The organism is Halorientalis litorea, assembly GCF_023028225.1.
Taxonomy (GTDB): domain Archaea; phylum Halobacteriota; class Halobacteria; order Halobacteriales; family Haloarculaceae; genus Halorientalis; species Halorientalis litorea.
On the sequence record NZ_CP095482.1, the window covers coordinates 104575 to 119392 of the forward strand.

The window sequence follows — 14818 nt, forward strand, 5'->3', positions numbered from 1 at the left end:
CGGGGGCCGCAACCAAAAAGACACACATCCTACGTCGCGACGGCAGGAGAGCTAAGGCCGACCGCATCGAAGTCGGGGTATGCTCGGTGGCCCACGCTGGTTGGCACTCGAAGTGAAGTACCTCGACCGTGCCCGGTCGTTCTACGAGACGTTTCTCGGCCTCGAACCGGTGCGGGAGACGGACACGGAGGTGGCGTTCGCGGCGGGCGAGACGGACCTGATTCTCCGCCGCCCCAGCACGGTCCCACGGGGCGGCCTCCACACCCACTACGCGCTTGCGACGCCGTTCGAGGCGTACGACGGCTGGGTCGACCGACTCTCCGAGCGGTTCGACCTCGTGGAAGAGCAGTTCGGGTCGGCGAAGTCCCTGTACTTCTACGACACGGAGGGCAACTGCGTCGAAATCGGCCAGCGCGAGGGTGAGGGCGACGGCATCACCGGCCTGTTCGAGGTCGTGCTAGAGGTCACCGACCTCGACCGGGCGGAGTCGTTCTACCGCGCGCTCGGGTTGGACGTGATGGGACGGGGCGACGAACGGCGCCGGGTCAGACTCACCGCTGGGGCGTTCGACCTCGAACTCTGGGAGCCACAACTTGGCCTCGCGGACGGGCGCGGCGGGGTCCACGTCGACCTCGGGGTGACGGCTGACGACCCGGCGGCGGCCGCGGACGCGGTCGCTGAGGACGCTCGCTCGGTGACGACGCTCGCGGAGGGCGTCCGGGTGACGGACCGGGACGGACACTGCCTGACGTTCGTCTCGCCCGAGTAACACTCCGCCGACCGACGGCCTACAGCCGGTCGGTGTCGATGACGACGCCGGGCGGCGTGACGAGGAGGAAATCGCGGAACTTCATCAGCGTGCCCCCCGCGTCGGAAATATCGCGGGCGAACCCGGCGGCGAGTTCGTTCACGTCGCCCTCCACTGCGAGGACGAGCACCGCACCGCCGTCGACCTCCGCCAGCCACTCTTCGTCGGCCGTCGTCCCGTCGAGAACGCCGAGGACGATGCGGCTCCCCTCGCCTCCTTCGCTCTCCATCTGGTCCTCGACTGCCTGCAAGTCGAGGTCGATGTCGACCATAGCGGTACCTCGGCGGGACACCGCAAAAACCCTCGCCTCTCGGGCGTCGAACTCCCCTCGGACGGGCCGTGTTCGGCTGTCCGTCCCGGAGACCGACGGACAGGTTTATATACTGTGCCCGGACTTGATACAGACGCAATAATGTCCAACAGTAACGAGGGCACGTCGGAATCTCCGGCGGATCGAGTTCTTCCAGGGCACACTGGATTCCACTTCTGAGATACAAGAAGCACGGATTTTCGACACCACGCTCCGCGACGGGGAGCAGTCACCACGCACGTCGTTCTCGTACGACGACAAACGCGAGATAGCGACGGTGCTGGACGACATGGGGACCCACGTCATCGAGGCGGGGTTCCCGGTCAACTCCGACGCGGAGTTCGAGGCTGTCCGCGACATCGCGGCGGACGCCACCCGCAGTACCGTCTGTGGGTTGGCGCGTGTTGTCGAAGCAGACGTAGAGGCGGCGCTCGACTCGGGGGTCGACATGGTACACGTCTTCGTGTCCACCAGCGACGTCCAACTGCAGGACTCCATGCACGCCACCCGCGAGGAGGCGAAGGAGGCCGCAGTCGAGTCAGTCGAGCGCGTGAACGAGGCCGGTGTCGAGTGCATGTTCTCGCCCATGGACGCGACCCGGACCGACGAGCAGTTCCTCGTCGACGTGGTGCAGGCGGCCGACGAGGCCGGTGCGGACTGGGTGAACATCCCCGACACCGTCGGGGTGGCCACGCCGCGGCGGTTCTACGACATGGTCGGGAAAGTCGTCGACGCCATCGACGCGCGCGTCGACGTTCACACCCACGACGACTTCGGACTGGCGGGGGCGAACGCCCTGTCGGGCTACGAAGCGGGCGCGAGTCAGGCCCAGGTGTCGGTCAACGGCATCGGCGAGCGGGCCGGCAACGCGGCCTACGAAGAGGTCGTGATGGCCCTCGAGAGTCTCTACGATGTCGACACAAAAATCGACACGACCCGCATCACGGAGCTGTCGCGGCTGGTCGAGGACCGCTCGACGATTCCGGTCCCCGCGAACAAGCCCGTGGTCGGCGAGAACGCCTTCTCACACGAGAGCGGCATCCACGCCGCGGGTATCATCGAGAACTCCGATACCTTCGAGCCGGGCGTCATGACGCCGGACATGGTCGGGGCCGAACGCGAGTTGGTCCTCGGCAAGCACACCGGGCACCACTCCGTGCGCGAACGGCTCGTCGACGCCGGGTTCGACCCGACGGACGAGGAAGTCCGGGAAGTGACCCGCCGCGTCAAGGACTACGGTGCCGAGAAACAGCGGGTGACGATGGACGTGCTGGAGAAGTTCGCCCGCGAAGTCGGCGTCAAAGAAGAGGAGGTACGGGTCTGAGATGACCCTCCCCTCGGTCGCAGTGACCCCCGAGCCACGGGTAAACCGGACGCGTAAGACTCGGAACAGTTATACTGCTCCGCAGTCCTACGTTCGACTCGATGACACCACGGAGCGGGTTCGCGGACGCACCAACGACCAGCCCCGTGGCTGCACTTCTCGCGGGTATCGTAGGGGCCCAATAGCCCCGCACACCTCTCACACCGACGGTTTCCCGGGAGCGTTCACAGACCGAGTACGGAGCGTATCAGACATGCACACAATGGAGACAGGACAATGAGCGAACAGGCAAAGAAGCCACACGCGGACGAAGTCGAGACGGAAGCGACCAGAGAGTCACGCACCCAACCGGAGGGCGAGAGCCACGTCGAACCCGTCGAGACGGGTGCCGACGCCGTCGTCAAGGCGTTGAAGACGGCGGGCGTCGAGTACCTCTTCGGCGTTCAGGGTGGGGCTATCATGCCCGTCTACGACGCACTCTATCAAGAAACTGATATGAAACACATCACGATGGCCCACGAGCAGGGGGCGGTCCACGCGGCCGACGCCTACGGCATCGTGACGGGCGACCCCGGCGTCTGTATGGCGACGTCCGGCCCCGGGGCGACGAACCTCGTCACCGGCATCGCCGACGCCAACATGGACTCGGACCCGCTCATCGCGCTGACGGGGCAAGTGCCGACGGACTTGGTGGGCAACGACGCCTTCCAAGAGACAGACACTATCGGCGTCACACAGCCGATAACGAAGTTCAACCACTTCGCCGCCTCGCCGGACGAGGTGGGCGACGACGTGGGTACCGCGTTCGCGCTGGCGAACGAGGGCCGGCAGGGGCCGACGCTGGTCGACCTACCCAAGGACGTGACCCAACCGGAGACGGACGTGGAACCGGGCAAGCCGGAAACCCCGGACACGTACAACCCGCCCGAGGAAGCCGACGAGGAGAGCGTCGAGGCCGCCGCCGAGACGCTGATGGACGCCGACCGCCCGCTGATTCTGGCGGGCGGGGGCGTCATCAAGGGCGAGGCCAGCCACGAACTCACCGAGTTCGCCACCGAGTACGGCATCCCCGTGGTCACGACGATGCCGGGCACGGGCGCGTTCCCCGAGACGAACGACCTGAGCCTCGAAATCGTCGGGATGCACGGCACCGGCTACGGGAACCTCGCAATCACGATGACCGACTGCCTGCTGGCGGTCGGGACGCGCTTCGACGACCGCTTGACCGGCGGCGTCGATTCGTTCGCGCCGGACGCGGGGGTCATCCACGTCGACATCGACCCCGCCGAAATCAGCAAGAACGTCCACGCGGACTACCCGCTGTTGGGCGACGCGGGAACGGTCATCGAGCAGTTGGACGACGAGATGACCCGGGACCCGCCCGCCGAGGCGTGGCGTGAGCAGTGCCAGCAGTGGAAAGACGAGTATCCGATGGACTACGAGATGCCCGAGGACCGACCGCTCAAACCGCAGTACGTCGTCGAGCGGTACGACGACGTCGCGCCGGCGGACACCATCGTCACGGCCGGCGTGGGCCAACACCAGATGTGGGCGTGGCAGTACTGGACGTGGACCAAGCCCCGGACGTGGGTCACCTCCCACGGCCTCGGGACGATGGGGTACGGCTTCCCGGCGGCCATCGGCGCGAAGATAGCCGAACCGGACCGCGAAGTCGTCGCCTTCGAGGGTGACGGCTCGTTCCTGATGACGAGTCAGGAACTGTCCGTGGCCGTGCGGGAGAACCTCGATATCGTCATCGTCGTCCTGAACAACGAGGCGGTCGGGATGGTCCGCCAGTGGCAGGACGGCTTCTACGAGGGCCGTCGGATGGCCTCGGAGTATCCGTGGGTTCCCGAGTTCGACAAACTCGCGGAGGCGTACGGTGCCAAGGGCTTCCGACTGGAAGACGAGGAGAACGTCGACGACGTCATCGAACAGGCACGGGAGTACGACGGGCCGGCAGTCATCGACGCCATCATCGACCCCGCGGAGAACGTCTACCCGATGGTGCCAAGCGGCGGTGACAACGGCCTGTTCGCGCTCTCCGAGGACCAACTGGACGATATCTAACAATGACAGGAAAACTCCCCGGCCCGGCCCCCGACGAGCGAGCACGACCGGAGGGGCGGCGCAACGACCAAGGGATTCGCATCGACCCGGAAGCCGAAGCCGAACACGAACCGCGCATGGCGGTGCTGTCGGCACTCGTCGAACACCGCCCCGGCGTCCTCGCCGAGGTGTCCGGCCTGTTCAGCCGTCGGCAGTTCAACATCGAGAGTCTCACCGTCGGCACGACTGTCGACGACGAGCGGGCACGGATGACCATCGTCATCGAGGAGCCGGAACCCGGCATCGAGCAGGCGAAAAAGCAACTCCGAAAGCTCGTGCCGGTCGTCTCGGTGCGGGAACTCGACCCCGACGCCATCGAGCGCGAACTGGTCATCCTCAAGGTGAACGGCGAGGACCCGGACAAGGTCCAAGCCATCACTGAGATGTACGACGGTGACACTCTGGACGCCGGACCGCGCACCATCACCGTCGAGATAACCGGCGACGACCAGAAGATAGACGACGCCATCGACGCGTACAAGCAGTTCGGCATCCGGGAAATCGTCCGAACCGGCTACGCGGCACTGGCGCGTGGCGAACAGCCGACGGCCGAGATAGAGGAGACGGTGAAGCTAACTGCGGACAGCAAGGAGGTTCCAGCGGACGATGACTGACGAATTTACCACCGAGATTTACTACGACGAGAACGCGGACGTATCGCACATCGAAGACAAGACAGTCGCCGTGCTCGGCTACGGGAGTCAGGGCCACGCACACGCCCTCAACCTCTCCGACAGCGGCGTCGACGTGCTCGTCGGCCTCCGCAAGTCGTCGTCCTCCCGGGGGGCCGCCGAGGACGAAGGGCTGACCGTCACGACGCCCGCGGAGGCCGCCGCCGAGGCGGACGTGGTGATGCTGCTGGTGCCGGACACGGTCCAGCCAGCCGTCTACGACGACATCCGCGATGGTCTCGACGCGGGTGACACGCTGATGTTCGCCCACGGGTTCAACATCCACTACGGCCAGATAGAACCACCCGAGGACGTGGACGTGTCGATGGTCGCCCCCAAGTCCCCGGGCCACCTCGTCCGCCGGAACTACGAGAAGGGCGAGGGGACGCCGGGCCTGCTCGCCGTCTATCAGGACACGACCGGCGAGGTGAAACAGGAAGGCCTCGCTTACGCGAAGGCCATCGGCTGTACCCGGGCGGGCGTCATCGAGACGACGTTCCGCGAGGAAGTCGAGACGGACCTGTTCGGCGAGCAGGCGGTGCTGTGTGGCGGCGTGACCGAGATGGTCAAGACCGGCTTCGAGACGCTGGTCGACGCCGGCTACAGCCCCGAGATGGCGTACTTCGAGTGCCTGAACGAACTCAAACTCATCGTGGACCTGATGTACGAGGGCGGCCACATGGAGATGTGGAACTCCGTCTCCGACACCGCCGAGTACGGCGGCCTGACCCGCGGCGAGGAGGTCATCGACCGCGAGGGCATGGAGGAGATTCTGGAGGGCGTGCAGAACGGCGAGTTCGCACGCGAGTGGATTTCCGAAAATCAGGCTCACCGGCCATCCTACAAGCAGTACCGGCAGGCCGAACAGGACCACCAGATAGAGGCAGTCGGGTCGCGACTGCGCGAGTTGTTCGCGTGGGAGGCAGAATGACCGACGACGCGACCGACGAGACGGAGCAGATGGCGGACGTAGACCACACACCACCCCACGGCGAGGGCGTCAACCGCGCCTTCGAGCGGGGCACCGAAGGGAAGAACGAGACGACATGAGCGAGAACACACTGTACGACAAAGTCTGGGACAGGCACAAGGTGACGACACTCCCGAACGGGCAGGACCAACTGTTCATCGGTCTCCACCTCATCCACGAGGTGACGAGTCCGCAGGCGTTCGGGATGCTGAAAGAGCGTGACCTCGACGTCGCGCGTCCGGACCTGACGCTGGCGACGGTCGACCACATCGTGCCGACGGCGGACCAGTCGCGGCCGTACAGCGACGACGCCGCCGAAGAGATGATGTCCGAACTGGAGGAGAACGTCCGCGACGCGGACATCGAGTTCCTCTCGCCCGAGACCGGTGACCAGGGCATCGTCCACGTCATCGGTCCGGAGCAGGGACTGACTCAACCCGGCAAGACAATCGTCTGTGGCGACAGCCACACGTCGACCCACGGGGCCTTCGGCGCGCTCGCGTTCGGTATCGGGACCAGCCAGATTCGGGACGTGCTGGCGACCCAGACCATCGCGATGGAGAAACAGAAGGTCCGGAAGATTCAGGTCGACGGTGAACTCGAGGAGGGTGTCGAGGCGAAAGACATCATCCTCGAAATCATCCGCCGGCTCGGAACCGAGGGCGGCGTCGGCTACGTCTACGAGTACGCCGGCGAAGCCATCGAGGACCTCGGCATGGAGGGCCGGATGTCTATTTGCAACATGTCCATCGAGGGCGGTGCCCGTGCGGGCTACGTCAACCCCGACGAGACCACCTACGACTGGTTGCAGGAGACGGACCACTTCCAAGAGAACCCCGAGGAGTTCGAGAAACTGAAGCCCTACTGGGAGTCCATCCGCAGCGACGAGGACGCGGAGTACGACGACGTTGTTACCATCGACGCGAGCGAACTGGAGCCCGTCGTCACGTGGGGTACCACCCCGGGACAGGGCGTCGGCATCACTGACCCGATTCCCGCGCCCGAGGACCTGCCCGCGGAGAAACAGGACACGGCCCGCCGCGCACAGGAACACATGCAGGTCGAACCGGGCGACACGATGGAGGGCTACGACATCGACGTGGCCTTCCTCGGGTCCTGTACGAACGCCCGACTGCCGGACCTGCGCCGCGCGGCGACGATTGTCGAGGGTCGCGAGGTTCCCGACGACGTGCGCGCGTTCGTCGTGCCGGGGAGCCAGCGCGTCCAGAGGGCCGCCGAGGAAGAGGGTCTGAAGGACGTGTTCGAGGCCGCCGGGTTCGACTGGCGTAACGCCGGCTGTTCGATGTGTCTGGGTATGAACGAGGACCAGCTAGAGGGTGACGAGGCGTGCGCCTCCTCCTCGAACCGGAACTTCATCGGTCGACAGGGGAGTAAGGACGGGCGGACCGTCCTGATGAACCCCCAGATGGTCGCCGCGGCGGCCATCAACGGCGAGGTCACTGACGTTCGCGAACTGGAGGAGGTGGTCTCGGTATGACTGGCGACTCCGAGGACGCCGAAATTCCGGAAGTCGAGCGGGTCACCGGTACCGGCATCCCGATTCGCGGGAACGACATCGACACCGACCAGATAATCCCGGCGCGGTTCATGAAGGTCGTTACCTTCGACGGCCTCGGGCAGTTCTCCTTCTTCGACCTCCGGTTCGACGAGGACGACAACGAGAAGGACCACCCGATGAACGAGGACCGGTTCCGGGACGCCAACGTGATGGTCGTCAACCAGAACTTCGGCTGTGGGTCCTCGCGCGAACACGCCCCGCAGGCACTGATGCGGTGGGGCATCGACGCGTTCATCGGCGAGTCCTTCGCCGAAATCTTCGCCGGCAACTGTCTCGCGCTCGGGTTACCGACCGTGACGGCCGACCGAGAGACCGTCGAGGACATCCAGAACTTCGTCGAGGAGAACCCCGACGCCGAACTCGACATCGACATCGCGGCGGAAACCGTCACCTACGACGACACGACTGTCGACGTGACCGTCGACGAGGGCCAGCGGAAGGCACTCGTCGAGGGGATTTGGGACACGACGGCACTGATGAAGTCGAACCAGACGGCGATTCAGGAGACGGCCGACTCCCTGCCGTACGTGTAGTCACGCGGCGTTTCACGCTCGTTTTCGTTGTTCCGTACGCGTCCTGCTCGGGGCTTGGCGACAGGCCCGCGTACCGTGTGGTGGCGAGTGGGTCGAGCGTGCCGCTCCAGAGAAACCGTAACCCTATTCGCCCGCGGGGCCACCTGCAGAGGTATGTCAGAACGAATCGCGGTTATCCCCGGCGACGGCATCGGTGCCGAAGTCGTTCCGGCAGCACTCGACGTGTTGGACGCGCTCGAACTCGGATTCGAGTTCGTGGAGGGCGAGGCGGGCGACCACGTCCTCGACGAACGTGGCGAGGCACTCCCGGAAGAGACCTACGACCTCGCGGCCGAGGCCGACGCGACGCTGTTCGGCGCGGCGGGCGAGACGGCCGCCGACGTAATTCTTCCGCTCCGGGAAGCCGTCGGGTCCTTCGCCAACGTCCGCCCTGCTCGGGCGTATCCGGGTGTCGACGCGGTCAAACCCGACACCGACCTCGTGTTCGTCCGCGAGAACACCGAGGGGGTCTACACCGGCATCGAGAGCGAGCTAACCGACGACGTGACCACGCTGACGCGTGTCATCACGGAGGACGCGTCCCGACGTATCGCCGAGTACGGCTTCGAGTACGCCGCCGAGAACGGCTACGACGACGTGACAGTCGCGCACAAGGCGAACGTGATGCGGACGACGGACGGCAAGTTCCTCGACGCGTGTCGCGCCGTCGCCGACGACGGCGGGTACGACCACGACGAGGCACTGATGGACGCGCTGGCGATGCACCTCATCATGCGACCCGAGGAGTACAGCGTCGTCATCTGCCCGAACCTCGCGGGCGACATGCTCTCGGACCTCGCCGCGGGCCTCGTCGGCGGTCTCGGCCTGCTCCCGAGCGCGAACGTCGGGGCAGACAACGCCCTGTTCGAACCGGTCCACGGGTCCGCACCGGACATCGCGGGCGAGGGAATCGCCAACCCCGCGGCGACGGTTCTGAGCGCGGCCATGTTACTGGAACATCTCGACTACGGGGCCGAGGCCGAACGCGTCCGCGACGCGGTGGAGTCGGTCCTCGCAGACGGTCCCCGGACCCCGGACCTCGGTGGCGACGCCACTACCGACGACGTGACCGAGGCAATTATCGACCGGCTCTGAGCCGGGAACCACGGGAACGCGCCAGTCCCGGGACTTAAGTTCTCCCCCAGTGACGCTGTTCACATGGCAACCATAGAACTCGACGACGAGACAGTCGAACGTCTTGACGGCCTGCGCATCGAAGACGAGAGCTACGACGAAATCGTCAACGAACTCATCAACATCTACCAAGCAGAGGAGTTGACGCTGTTCCGCGGCGGCGACGAGGATTACTGAACAGGCGGTTCGGTGGCGGTGTCTCGCGCGGCGCGTGGCCTACTGGTCGGCCGCGGCGGCACGAACGTCGGCCCACTTCCCCCGCTCTTCGAGGTGCGTCTGTAACGTGTCGGCGTACTCTCCGACCAGTTGCTCGGCCGCGTCGAGTTTTTCCTCGTCGACGCTGTCTCCGCCGTCACCGCCCAAGCCGAGGGCGTTCGTGAGCGTGTCCACGATACCCCCGTTGTCGTTGCGCCCACCGCCCGGCCCCCCCGCAATTCCCGCCGGTCCCTGACCGAGGTTCTCCAGTTCCGGGAGGACGCTCGGGAGGTCGCTAGTGTCTGCGACCAGGGTCGCCCTGTCGGGGTCGTCCGGGTGTTCTATCTCGAACTCGACTGCCGTCATGACGAGGCCCCACTGCTGGTTGTCGAACCGTGACTGTGTGACGCGCTCGGCGAACTCTTGGTCGACGGTCATTCGGTCGCCGACGATGCGGTCGGTCCAGCGGTCGGTCATACGTCGGCGTAGGTACCCCTCCGGTATCAGCGTTGTCCGAGAACGAAACGACGATAGACGGCGAGACGTGCCACCCCCAGTGGCATGGGTCCCCACCCATAGTCGCGTCCCCACGTCGCGGCCCGCAATGCACCTCGGTTCTGAGCCCCACCCCAGTACCGAAGTAGCGAATAGTTGTAATCACCCCTAGGGGGCTGATGTTTTCGCCGGTCATTCACGGTTGTTTAAGACAGATACTGCTGTCGACCGTCACGAGCTTACACACGGACCGGCGAGAAACTGGGTTTTCAGGTCGACAAAAAACAGATGGCGGGTTACAGTTCGCCGAGGTCGACGGACTCGTCGCCGTCCAGCACGTGTACGTCGGCGTCGCTTCCGGTTCCAGCGACTTCGTTCACGAAGTCCTGCACGTCGATTTCGATGGGCGGGAACGTGTCGTAGTGCATCGGGAACGCGTGGTCGGCGTCGACCCAGTCGACGGCGATAGCCGCCTGCATCGGCCCCATCGTGAAGTGGTCACCACAGGGGACGGCGACGGCGTCGGGTTCGAGGTACGGGCCGATGACGTCGCGCATCTCGGTCATCAGGCTCGTGTCGCCCGCGTGGTAGAACGCCGTCGAGTCCTCGTCGCTGACCTGCGTGGGCTTGGTGTCGCTGATGACGTAGCCAGCGGGGACGCCGGCGTCGTGTTCGTAGCCCGTGTTGATGCCGTTGGTGTGCTGGGCCTGATGCATCGTCACGTAGGCGTCGCCACACTCGATGGTCCCGCCGAGGTTCATCCCGATGGTGTCGTCGGCACCGTGTTCGTCCTCGATGAATCCGGTCAACTCGGGTGTGCCGACGATGGTCGCGTCGGTGAACTCGCCGGCGTGGGCGATGTGGTCGGCGTGCCCGTGTGTCAACAGCACGTAGTCCGGGGCGTCCACGTCACTCGGGTCCAGCGACGTGTGTGGGTTGTCGAAGAATGGGTCGATGAGCAGGTCCGTGTCGCCGACTGTGACGTACCACGTCGAGTGGCCGTGCCAAGTGAGTTCCATAGCATCCCGTGGTTCGTCCGTGGACCACTTAATGATACGTGGACAGCGTGACCCGATGGGTACCCGTCAGGTCTGTCAAACTGCCGTACGGAGATGATAGGAGACGTGTAAACGCTTATCCGTATCCGTCGTGTCCCGAAGGTCATGAAGCGAGTTCGGTTCCGCGACACGGCCGGGAACGTCCGCGGCGGCCGCTGGACCGTCGAGGACGGCGAGGAACGCGTCACTGCGGCGGCAGGTCCCTACGGGCGCATCTCCTTCGGTGACGAGACGTTCTCACCGGCGGAAGTCGAGATTCTGCCACCGTGTGAACCCACGAAAATCGTCTGCGTCGGCCTGAACTACGCGGACCACGCCGACGAGCAAGGCAAGGAGATACCGGACCGCCCCCTCCTGTTCCTGAAGCCGCCGAACACCGTCGCCAGCCACGGCCAACACGTCACCCTCCCTGCGGGCAAGGAGCGACTCGACCACGAGGCGGAACTGGGCGTCGTCATCGGCGAGCGGTGTAAGGACGTGAGCGCGTCGGCCGCCACCGACGTCATCTCGGGGTACACCTGTGTCAACGACCTCTCGAACCGCGACGACCAGCGCGTCGAACAAAACTGGGTCCGCGGCAAGGCCTTCGACAACGCCGCCCCCATCGGCCCGCTCATCGCCACGCCGGAACACGTCCCCGAGGACGCGACCATCGAGTGCCGAGTCAACGGCGAGACCACCCAGTCGTCGTCCCGCGACCAATTCATCTTCTCGGTGCCGGAACTCATCGAAGAGATTACGACGTACATGACCCTCGAACCCGGCGACATCGTATCGACGGGGACACCCGCCGGCGTCAGCCCCCTCTCAGACGGCGACGAAGTGGAAGTCGAAATCGAAGGCATCGGCACGCTCCGCCACACCGTCGAGATTCCCTGACTGGCTCCGTCCCCGGACAGCAAGACATAAGTTTAGGTTCACCTAATCCCGGACAACCATGGAGTTGTCCCGCCGGGACGCGCTCGTCGCGCTGGCCAGCGCGGGCATCGCCGTCGGTGGCATCGCCACGCTGTCGGCCGACCGGGACCCCCCTGCCGTCGCGGACGATGGTCCCGACGCCGAGGCGATTCTCTCGACGCTCACCACGGTCGCAGGCGTCGTCTACCCCTCCGCTGTCGCGAACGTGGACACGTTCGTCGAGTCCTACGCGGCCGAACGGCTCCGTCGCCGTCCCGCGTACCGCGAAGGGGCACGGGCGACCGTTTCGGACCTCGACGACTACGTCGCCGTCCACACCGACAGCGAGCGGTACGCCGACTTGGACACAGCCACCGCAGAAGCCATCCTCCACCGCCTCGGCGTCGATTCGGCCGCCCCGGAGCGGGCGGGGTCGATTTCCGGTCGCGTCCGTTACTATCTGGTCAACGACTTGCTGTTCGCGCTCTACGCCTCGCCGACCGGCGGCGAACTCGTCGGCATCGAGAACCCACAGGGCCACCCCGGCGGGCGGACCCACAGTAGGAGGCCGGAATGACCGACCGCACGCCGAGCGAGCGCGCGGACGCTTGCGTGGTCGGGTCGGGACCGGCGGGCGCGCTCGTCGCCCACCGACTCGCCAGCGATGGCTACGACGTGGTGGTCCTCGAAGCGGGGCCGCGCTTCTCCCGTGACAGCCGCGAGGAGCGGATGGAGCGTGCCGTCCGGCCGGTCGACGGCGACCCCGACGTGTGGGACGTCGGCGGCGAACGCGACGCCTACAGGTCGACCGGCCGTCGGTTCTACCCGCTGAACGCCGCCCGCGTCAAGGGCGTCGGCGGGACGACGCTCCACTGGCAGGGGATGGTGATGCGGTACCACGAGGCCGACTTCGAGCGGACGACGCCCGACGGCGCGACGTGGCCCATCGACTACGCCGACCTCAGGCCGTACTACGCCGAGGCGGAGGCGGCGTTGGGCGTCGCTGGGGCGAGCGACAACCCGTTCGCGCCGCCCCGCGAGGAGCCGTACCCGCTCCCGCCGTTCGAGCCGTCGTACAGCGACTCCCTGTTCGCCGAGGCCTGCGAGCGACTGGGGGTCGTGACCCACTCCGTCCCCAACGCCCGCAACTCTGAGGGCTACGACGGCCGGTCGGCCTGCGTCGGCTACGGCACCTGCCAACCGGTCTGTCCCTCCGGCGCGAAGTACGACGCGAGCGTCCACGTTCGGAAGGCCGAGAACGAGGGTGCCCGGGTCGTCGACCGAGCGCCCGTCCAGCGACTCGAAACCGACGGTGACGGCCGCGTCGAGACGGCCGTCTACGCCACGCCGGACGGGGCCGAACACCGCCAGACGGCACGCCAGTTCGTGCTGGCCTGTGGCGGCGTCGAGACGCCGCGGCTCCTCCTGCTCTCACAGTCGTCGGACCACCCCGACGGCCTCGCCAACTCCTCGGGTGCGGTGGGCCGGTACTTCATGGACCACTGCTATGCGGGTGCGGACGGCCGACTGGACGAGGAGACACGGCAGAACCACGTCGGGTTCATCACGACCGAATGCCACCAGTTCTACGACGACCCCGGCCGGGCCACGCAGGGCACCGACGGGTCGGTGCCGAGAAGCGACGCCGACCTCTCGCCCATCAAACTGGAGTTCCTGAACTACGCCGGTCCCTCGCCCGTCGAAATGGCTCTGTCGGGCGAGGAGTGGGGCGACGACCTGCGGGACACGTTAGAAGCGGCCTACGGCGACCACGTGGGGATGGGCGGCCTCGTCGGGCAGACGCCGCGACCGGAGAACCGCGTCACGCTCGATACCTCGACGACCGACGACCACGGGAACCCCGTCCCGGACGTGCAGTGGTCACTCGACGCCCGGACCCGCCGGAGCATCGAGCGGGCCAACGAGATACAGACGCGCGTCTTGACGGAGATGGGCGCGCGGGCGGTCAGCACCGTCGGTCCCGACGAAACAGGGCCGGCGTACCACCACATGGGGACGACGCGGATGGGCGAGGACCCCGAGAAGAGCGTCGTGGACGCGCGCCTCCGGACCCACGACGTGGCGAACCTCTCCATCGCGTCCAGCAGCGTGTTCGTCACGAGCGGCGCGCTGAACCCGACGCTGACCATCGCGGCACTTGCGTTGAAAACGGCCGACCACGTCCGTGCGGACCTCTAGACGCCCGACAGCAGGAGACCGGCGTCCACGAGCAGGAGGAGCGCGAGGCCGGACGCGGCGAGGAAGAACGGGCGGCCCTTCCGTGCGGGTTCGCGGAGTTTCCGCTCGGCGAGGCCGTCGCTGATTTTGCTGGTGCCCACCTCGATGACGCCCGCGAGGAGGAACCAGATGACGAGCATCGCGATGACCAGATAGCCGCGTGTCGACCCGGTGAGAGACTCGACGGTGTAGAGGTTCCCCGCGAGGTGCCCACCGGTCAGGAAGAGGACGAGCGCGCTGACCCGCGAGAGCGTCAAGAATCGGCTCACGATGTGGGCGAACGGTTCGTTATCGATGTCGCCACTCCGGGCGATGGGGAGGACACCGTAGGTCACGAACAGGACGCCGCCGGTCCAGACGGCGGCGAACAGCATGTGTACGACGTAGCCGATGGTGATGTCGACCGAAGCCATTGGCGAGTGGTCGGGTGTCCGGGTCTTGAAACGTTCGACTCGTGG

Annotated in this window: 17 protein-coding genes; 13 read left to right on the top strand and 4 right to left on the bottom strand. The window is 66.1% G+C overall.

What is annotated here, in order from left to right; genetic code table 11:
- The first annotated feature begins 79 nt into the window (after positions 1-79).
- Positions 80-769, top strand: coding sequence for a VOC family protein (locus MUG95_RS00575; RefSeq protein ID WP_247009129.1), 690 nt, complete (start codon positions 80-82; stop codon positions 767-769).
- 19 nt (positions 770-788) lie between these two features.
- Here MUG95_RS00575 and MUG95_RS00580 read toward each other — a convergent pair whose 3' ends face one another.
- The gene (locus tag MUG95_RS00580) at positions 789-1079 is read right to left on the bottom strand and encodes a DUF5779 family protein (protein ID WP_247009130.1); all 291 of its coding nucleotides are present in this window, start codon (positions 1077-1079) and stop codon (positions 789-791) included.
- Between the two features lie 181 nt (positions 1080-1260).
- Between MUG95_RS00580 and MUG95_RS00585 the strand changes: the two genes are divergently transcribed.
- The 9 genes from MUG95_RS00585 to MUG95_RS00620 all read left to right on the top strand — a co-directional run bounded on the left by MUG95_RS00585 (position 1261) and on the right by MUG95_RS00620 (position 9654).
- A complete protein-coding gene (locus MUG95_RS00585; RefSeq protein WP_247010502.1) occupies positions 1261-2442 on the top strand; it encodes a LeuA family protein in 1182 nt (393 codons plus the stop codon).
- A gap of 276 nt (positions 2443-2718) precedes the next feature.
- The gene (ilvB, locus tag MUG95_RS00590; RefSeq protein WP_247009131.1) at positions 2719-4512 is read left to right on the top strand and encodes a biosynthetic-type acetolactate synthase large subunit; all 1794 of its coding nucleotides are present in this window, start codon (positions 2719-2721) and stop codon (positions 4510-4512) included.
- Between the two features lie 2 nt (positions 4513-4514).
- Positions 4515-5165 carry an acetolactate synthase small subunit gene (ilvN, locus tag MUG95_RS00595; protein ID WP_247009132.1) on the top strand — a complete coding sequence of 217 codons (651 nt, stop codon included), beginning with the start codon at positions 4515-4517 and terminating at the stop codon, positions 5163-5165.
- Positions 5158-6153 carry a ketol-acid reductoisomerase gene (ilvC, locus tag MUG95_RS00600; RefSeq protein WP_247009133.1) on the top strand — a complete coding sequence of 332 codons (996 nt, stop codon included), beginning with the start codon at positions 5158-5160 and terminating at the stop codon, positions 6151-6153. The genes ilvN and ilvC overlap by 8 nt, the downstream gene beginning before the upstream one ends.
- Entirely contained in the window at positions 6150-6272 is a 123-nt protein-coding gene (locus MUG95_RS16825) for a DUF7989 family protein (protein ID WP_256463860.1), read from the top strand. Before ilvC ends, MUG95_RS16825 begins: the two co-directional genes overlap by 4 nt.
- Entirely contained in the window at positions 6269-7690 is a 1422-nt protein-coding gene (gene leuC / locus MUG95_RS00605; RefSeq protein ID WP_247009134.1) for a 3-isopropylmalate dehydratase large subunit, read from the top strand. Before MUG95_RS16825 ends, leuC begins: the two co-directional genes overlap by 4 nt.
- Positions 7687-8304, top strand: coding sequence for a 3-isopropylmalate dehydratase small subunit (gene leuD, locus MUG95_RS00610; RefSeq protein WP_247009135.1), 618 nt, complete (start codon positions 7687-7689; stop codon positions 8302-8304). Before leuC ends, leuD begins: the two co-directional genes overlap by 4 nt.
- A gap of 153 nt (positions 8305-8457) precedes the next feature.
- Positions 8458-9438, top strand: a complete 981-nt coding sequence (locus MUG95_RS00615) for an isocitrate/isopropylmalate family dehydrogenase (RefSeq protein ID WP_247009136.1) — start codon at positions 8458-8460, stop codon at positions 9436-9438.
- Positions 9439-9501: 63 nt separating this feature from the next.
- Positions 9502-9654, top strand: a complete 153-nt coding sequence (locus MUG95_RS00620; protein WP_247009137.1) for a DUF7557 family protein — start codon at positions 9502-9504, stop codon at positions 9652-9654.
- A 39-nt stretch (positions 9655-9693) separates the two neighbouring features.
- Here the strand turns inward: MUG95_RS00620 and MUG95_RS00625 are convergent, their stop codons facing one another.
- On the bottom strand, positions 9694-10149 hold the full coding sequence (locus MUG95_RS00625; protein WP_247009138.1) for a DUF5799 family protein: 456 nt from the start codon (positions 10147-10149) through the stop codon (positions 9694-9696).
- Positions 10150-10463: 314 nt separating this feature from the next.
- Complete coding sequence (locus MUG95_RS00630) at positions 10464-11186, bottom strand: metal-dependent hydrolase (protein WP_247009139.1); 723 nt, start codon at positions 11184-11186, stop codon at positions 10464-10466.
- A 144-nt stretch (positions 11187-11330) separates the two neighbouring features.
- Between MUG95_RS00630 and MUG95_RS00635 the strand changes: the two genes are divergently transcribed.
- Genes MUG95_RS00635 through MUG95_RS00645 form a run of 3 tightly spaced genes read left to right on the top strand, consistent with a single transcriptional unit; the run spans position 11331 to position 14321 of the window.
- On the top strand, positions 11331-12104 hold the full coding sequence (locus MUG95_RS00635) for a fumarylacetoacetate hydrolase family protein (protein WP_247009140.1): 774 nt from the start codon (positions 11331-11333) through the stop codon (positions 12102-12104).
- Positions 12105-12162: 58 nt separating this feature from the next.
- Positions 12163-12699, top strand: a complete 537-nt coding sequence (locus tag MUG95_RS00640) for a gluconate 2-dehydrogenase subunit 3 family protein (RefSeq protein WP_247009141.1) — start codon at positions 12163-12165, stop codon at positions 12697-12699.
- A complete protein-coding gene (locus MUG95_RS00645; RefSeq protein ID WP_247009142.1) occupies positions 12696-14321 on the top strand; it encodes a GMC family oxidoreductase in 1626 nt (541 codons plus the stop codon). Before MUG95_RS00640 ends, MUG95_RS00645 begins: the two co-directional genes overlap by 4 nt.
- On the opposite strand, the gene MUG95_RS00650 is transcribed toward MUG95_RS00645, so the two are convergent.
- Positions 14318-14773 (bottom strand): transporter, encoded by a 456-nt coding sequence (locus MUG95_RS00650; RefSeq protein ID WP_247009143.1) that lies wholly within the window; start codon positions 14771-14773, stop codon positions 14318-14320. The two genes, MUG95_RS00645 and MUG95_RS00650, sit on opposite strands and share 4 nt — an antisense overlap.
- Positions 14774-14818: the final 45 nt, after the last annotated feature.

Excerpts from the sequence above, each read along its gene's own strand:
- MUG95_RS00575 (WP_247009129.1), top strand. The coding sequence starts at position 80 with ATGCTCGGTGGCCCACGCTGGTTGGCACTCGAAGTGAAGTACCTCGAC.
- MUG95_RS00580 (WP_247009130.1), bottom strand. The coding sequence starts at position 1,079 with ATGGTCGACATCGACCTCGACTTGCAGGCAGTCGAGGACCAGATGGAG.
- ilvB (WP_247009131.1), top strand. The coding sequence starts at position 2,719 with ATGAGCGAACAGGCAAAGAAGCCACACGCGGACGAAGTCGAGACGGAA.
- ilvN (WP_247009132.1), top strand. The coding sequence starts at position 4,515 with ATGACAGGAAAACTCCCCGGCCCGGCCCCCGACGAGCGAGCACGACCG.
- ilvC (WP_247009133.1), top strand. The coding sequence starts at position 5,158 with ATGACTGACGAATTTACCACCGAGATTTACTACGACGAGAACGCGGAC.
- MUG95_RS16825 (WP_256463860.1), top strand. The coding sequence starts at position 6,150 with ATGACCGACGACGCGACCGACGAGACGGAGCAGATGGCGGACGTAGAC.
- leuC (WP_247009134.1), top strand. The coding sequence starts at position 6,269 with ATGAGCGAGAACACACTGTACGACAAAGTCTGGGACAGGCACAAGGTG.
- leuD (WP_247009135.1), top strand. The coding sequence starts at position 7,687 with ATGACTGGCGACTCCGAGGACGCCGAAATTCCGGAAGTCGAGCGGGTC.
- MUG95_RS00615 (WP_247009136.1), top strand. The coding sequence starts at position 8,458 with ATGTCAGAACGAATCGCGGTTATCCCCGGCGACGGCATCGGTGCCGAA.
- MUG95_RS00620 (WP_247009137.1), top strand. The coding sequence starts at position 9,502 with ATGGCAACCATAGAACTCGACGACGAGACAGTCGAACGTCTTGACGGC.
- MUG95_RS00625 (WP_247009138.1), bottom strand. The coding sequence starts at position 10,149 with ATGACCGACCGCTGGACCGACCGCATCGTCGGCGACCGAATGACCGTC.
- MUG95_RS00630 (WP_247009139.1), bottom strand. The coding sequence starts at position 11,186 with ATGGAACTCACTTGGCACGGCCACTCGACGTGGTACGTCACAGTCGGC.
- MUG95_RS00635 (WP_247009140.1), top strand. The coding sequence starts at position 11,331 with ATGAAGCGAGTTCGGTTCCGCGACACGGCCGGGAACGTCCGCGGCGGC.
- MUG95_RS00640 (WP_247009141.1), top strand. The coding sequence starts at position 12,163 with ATGGAGTTGTCCCGCCGGGACGCGCTCGTCGCGCTGGCCAGCGCGGGC.
- MUG95_RS00645 (WP_247009142.1), top strand. The coding sequence starts at position 12,696 with ATGACCGACCGCACGCCGAGCGAGCGCGCGGACGCTTGCGTGGTCGGG.
- MUG95_RS00650 (WP_247009143.1), bottom strand. The coding sequence starts at position 14,773 with ATGGCTTCGGTCGACATCACCATCGGCTACGTCGTACACATGCTGTTC.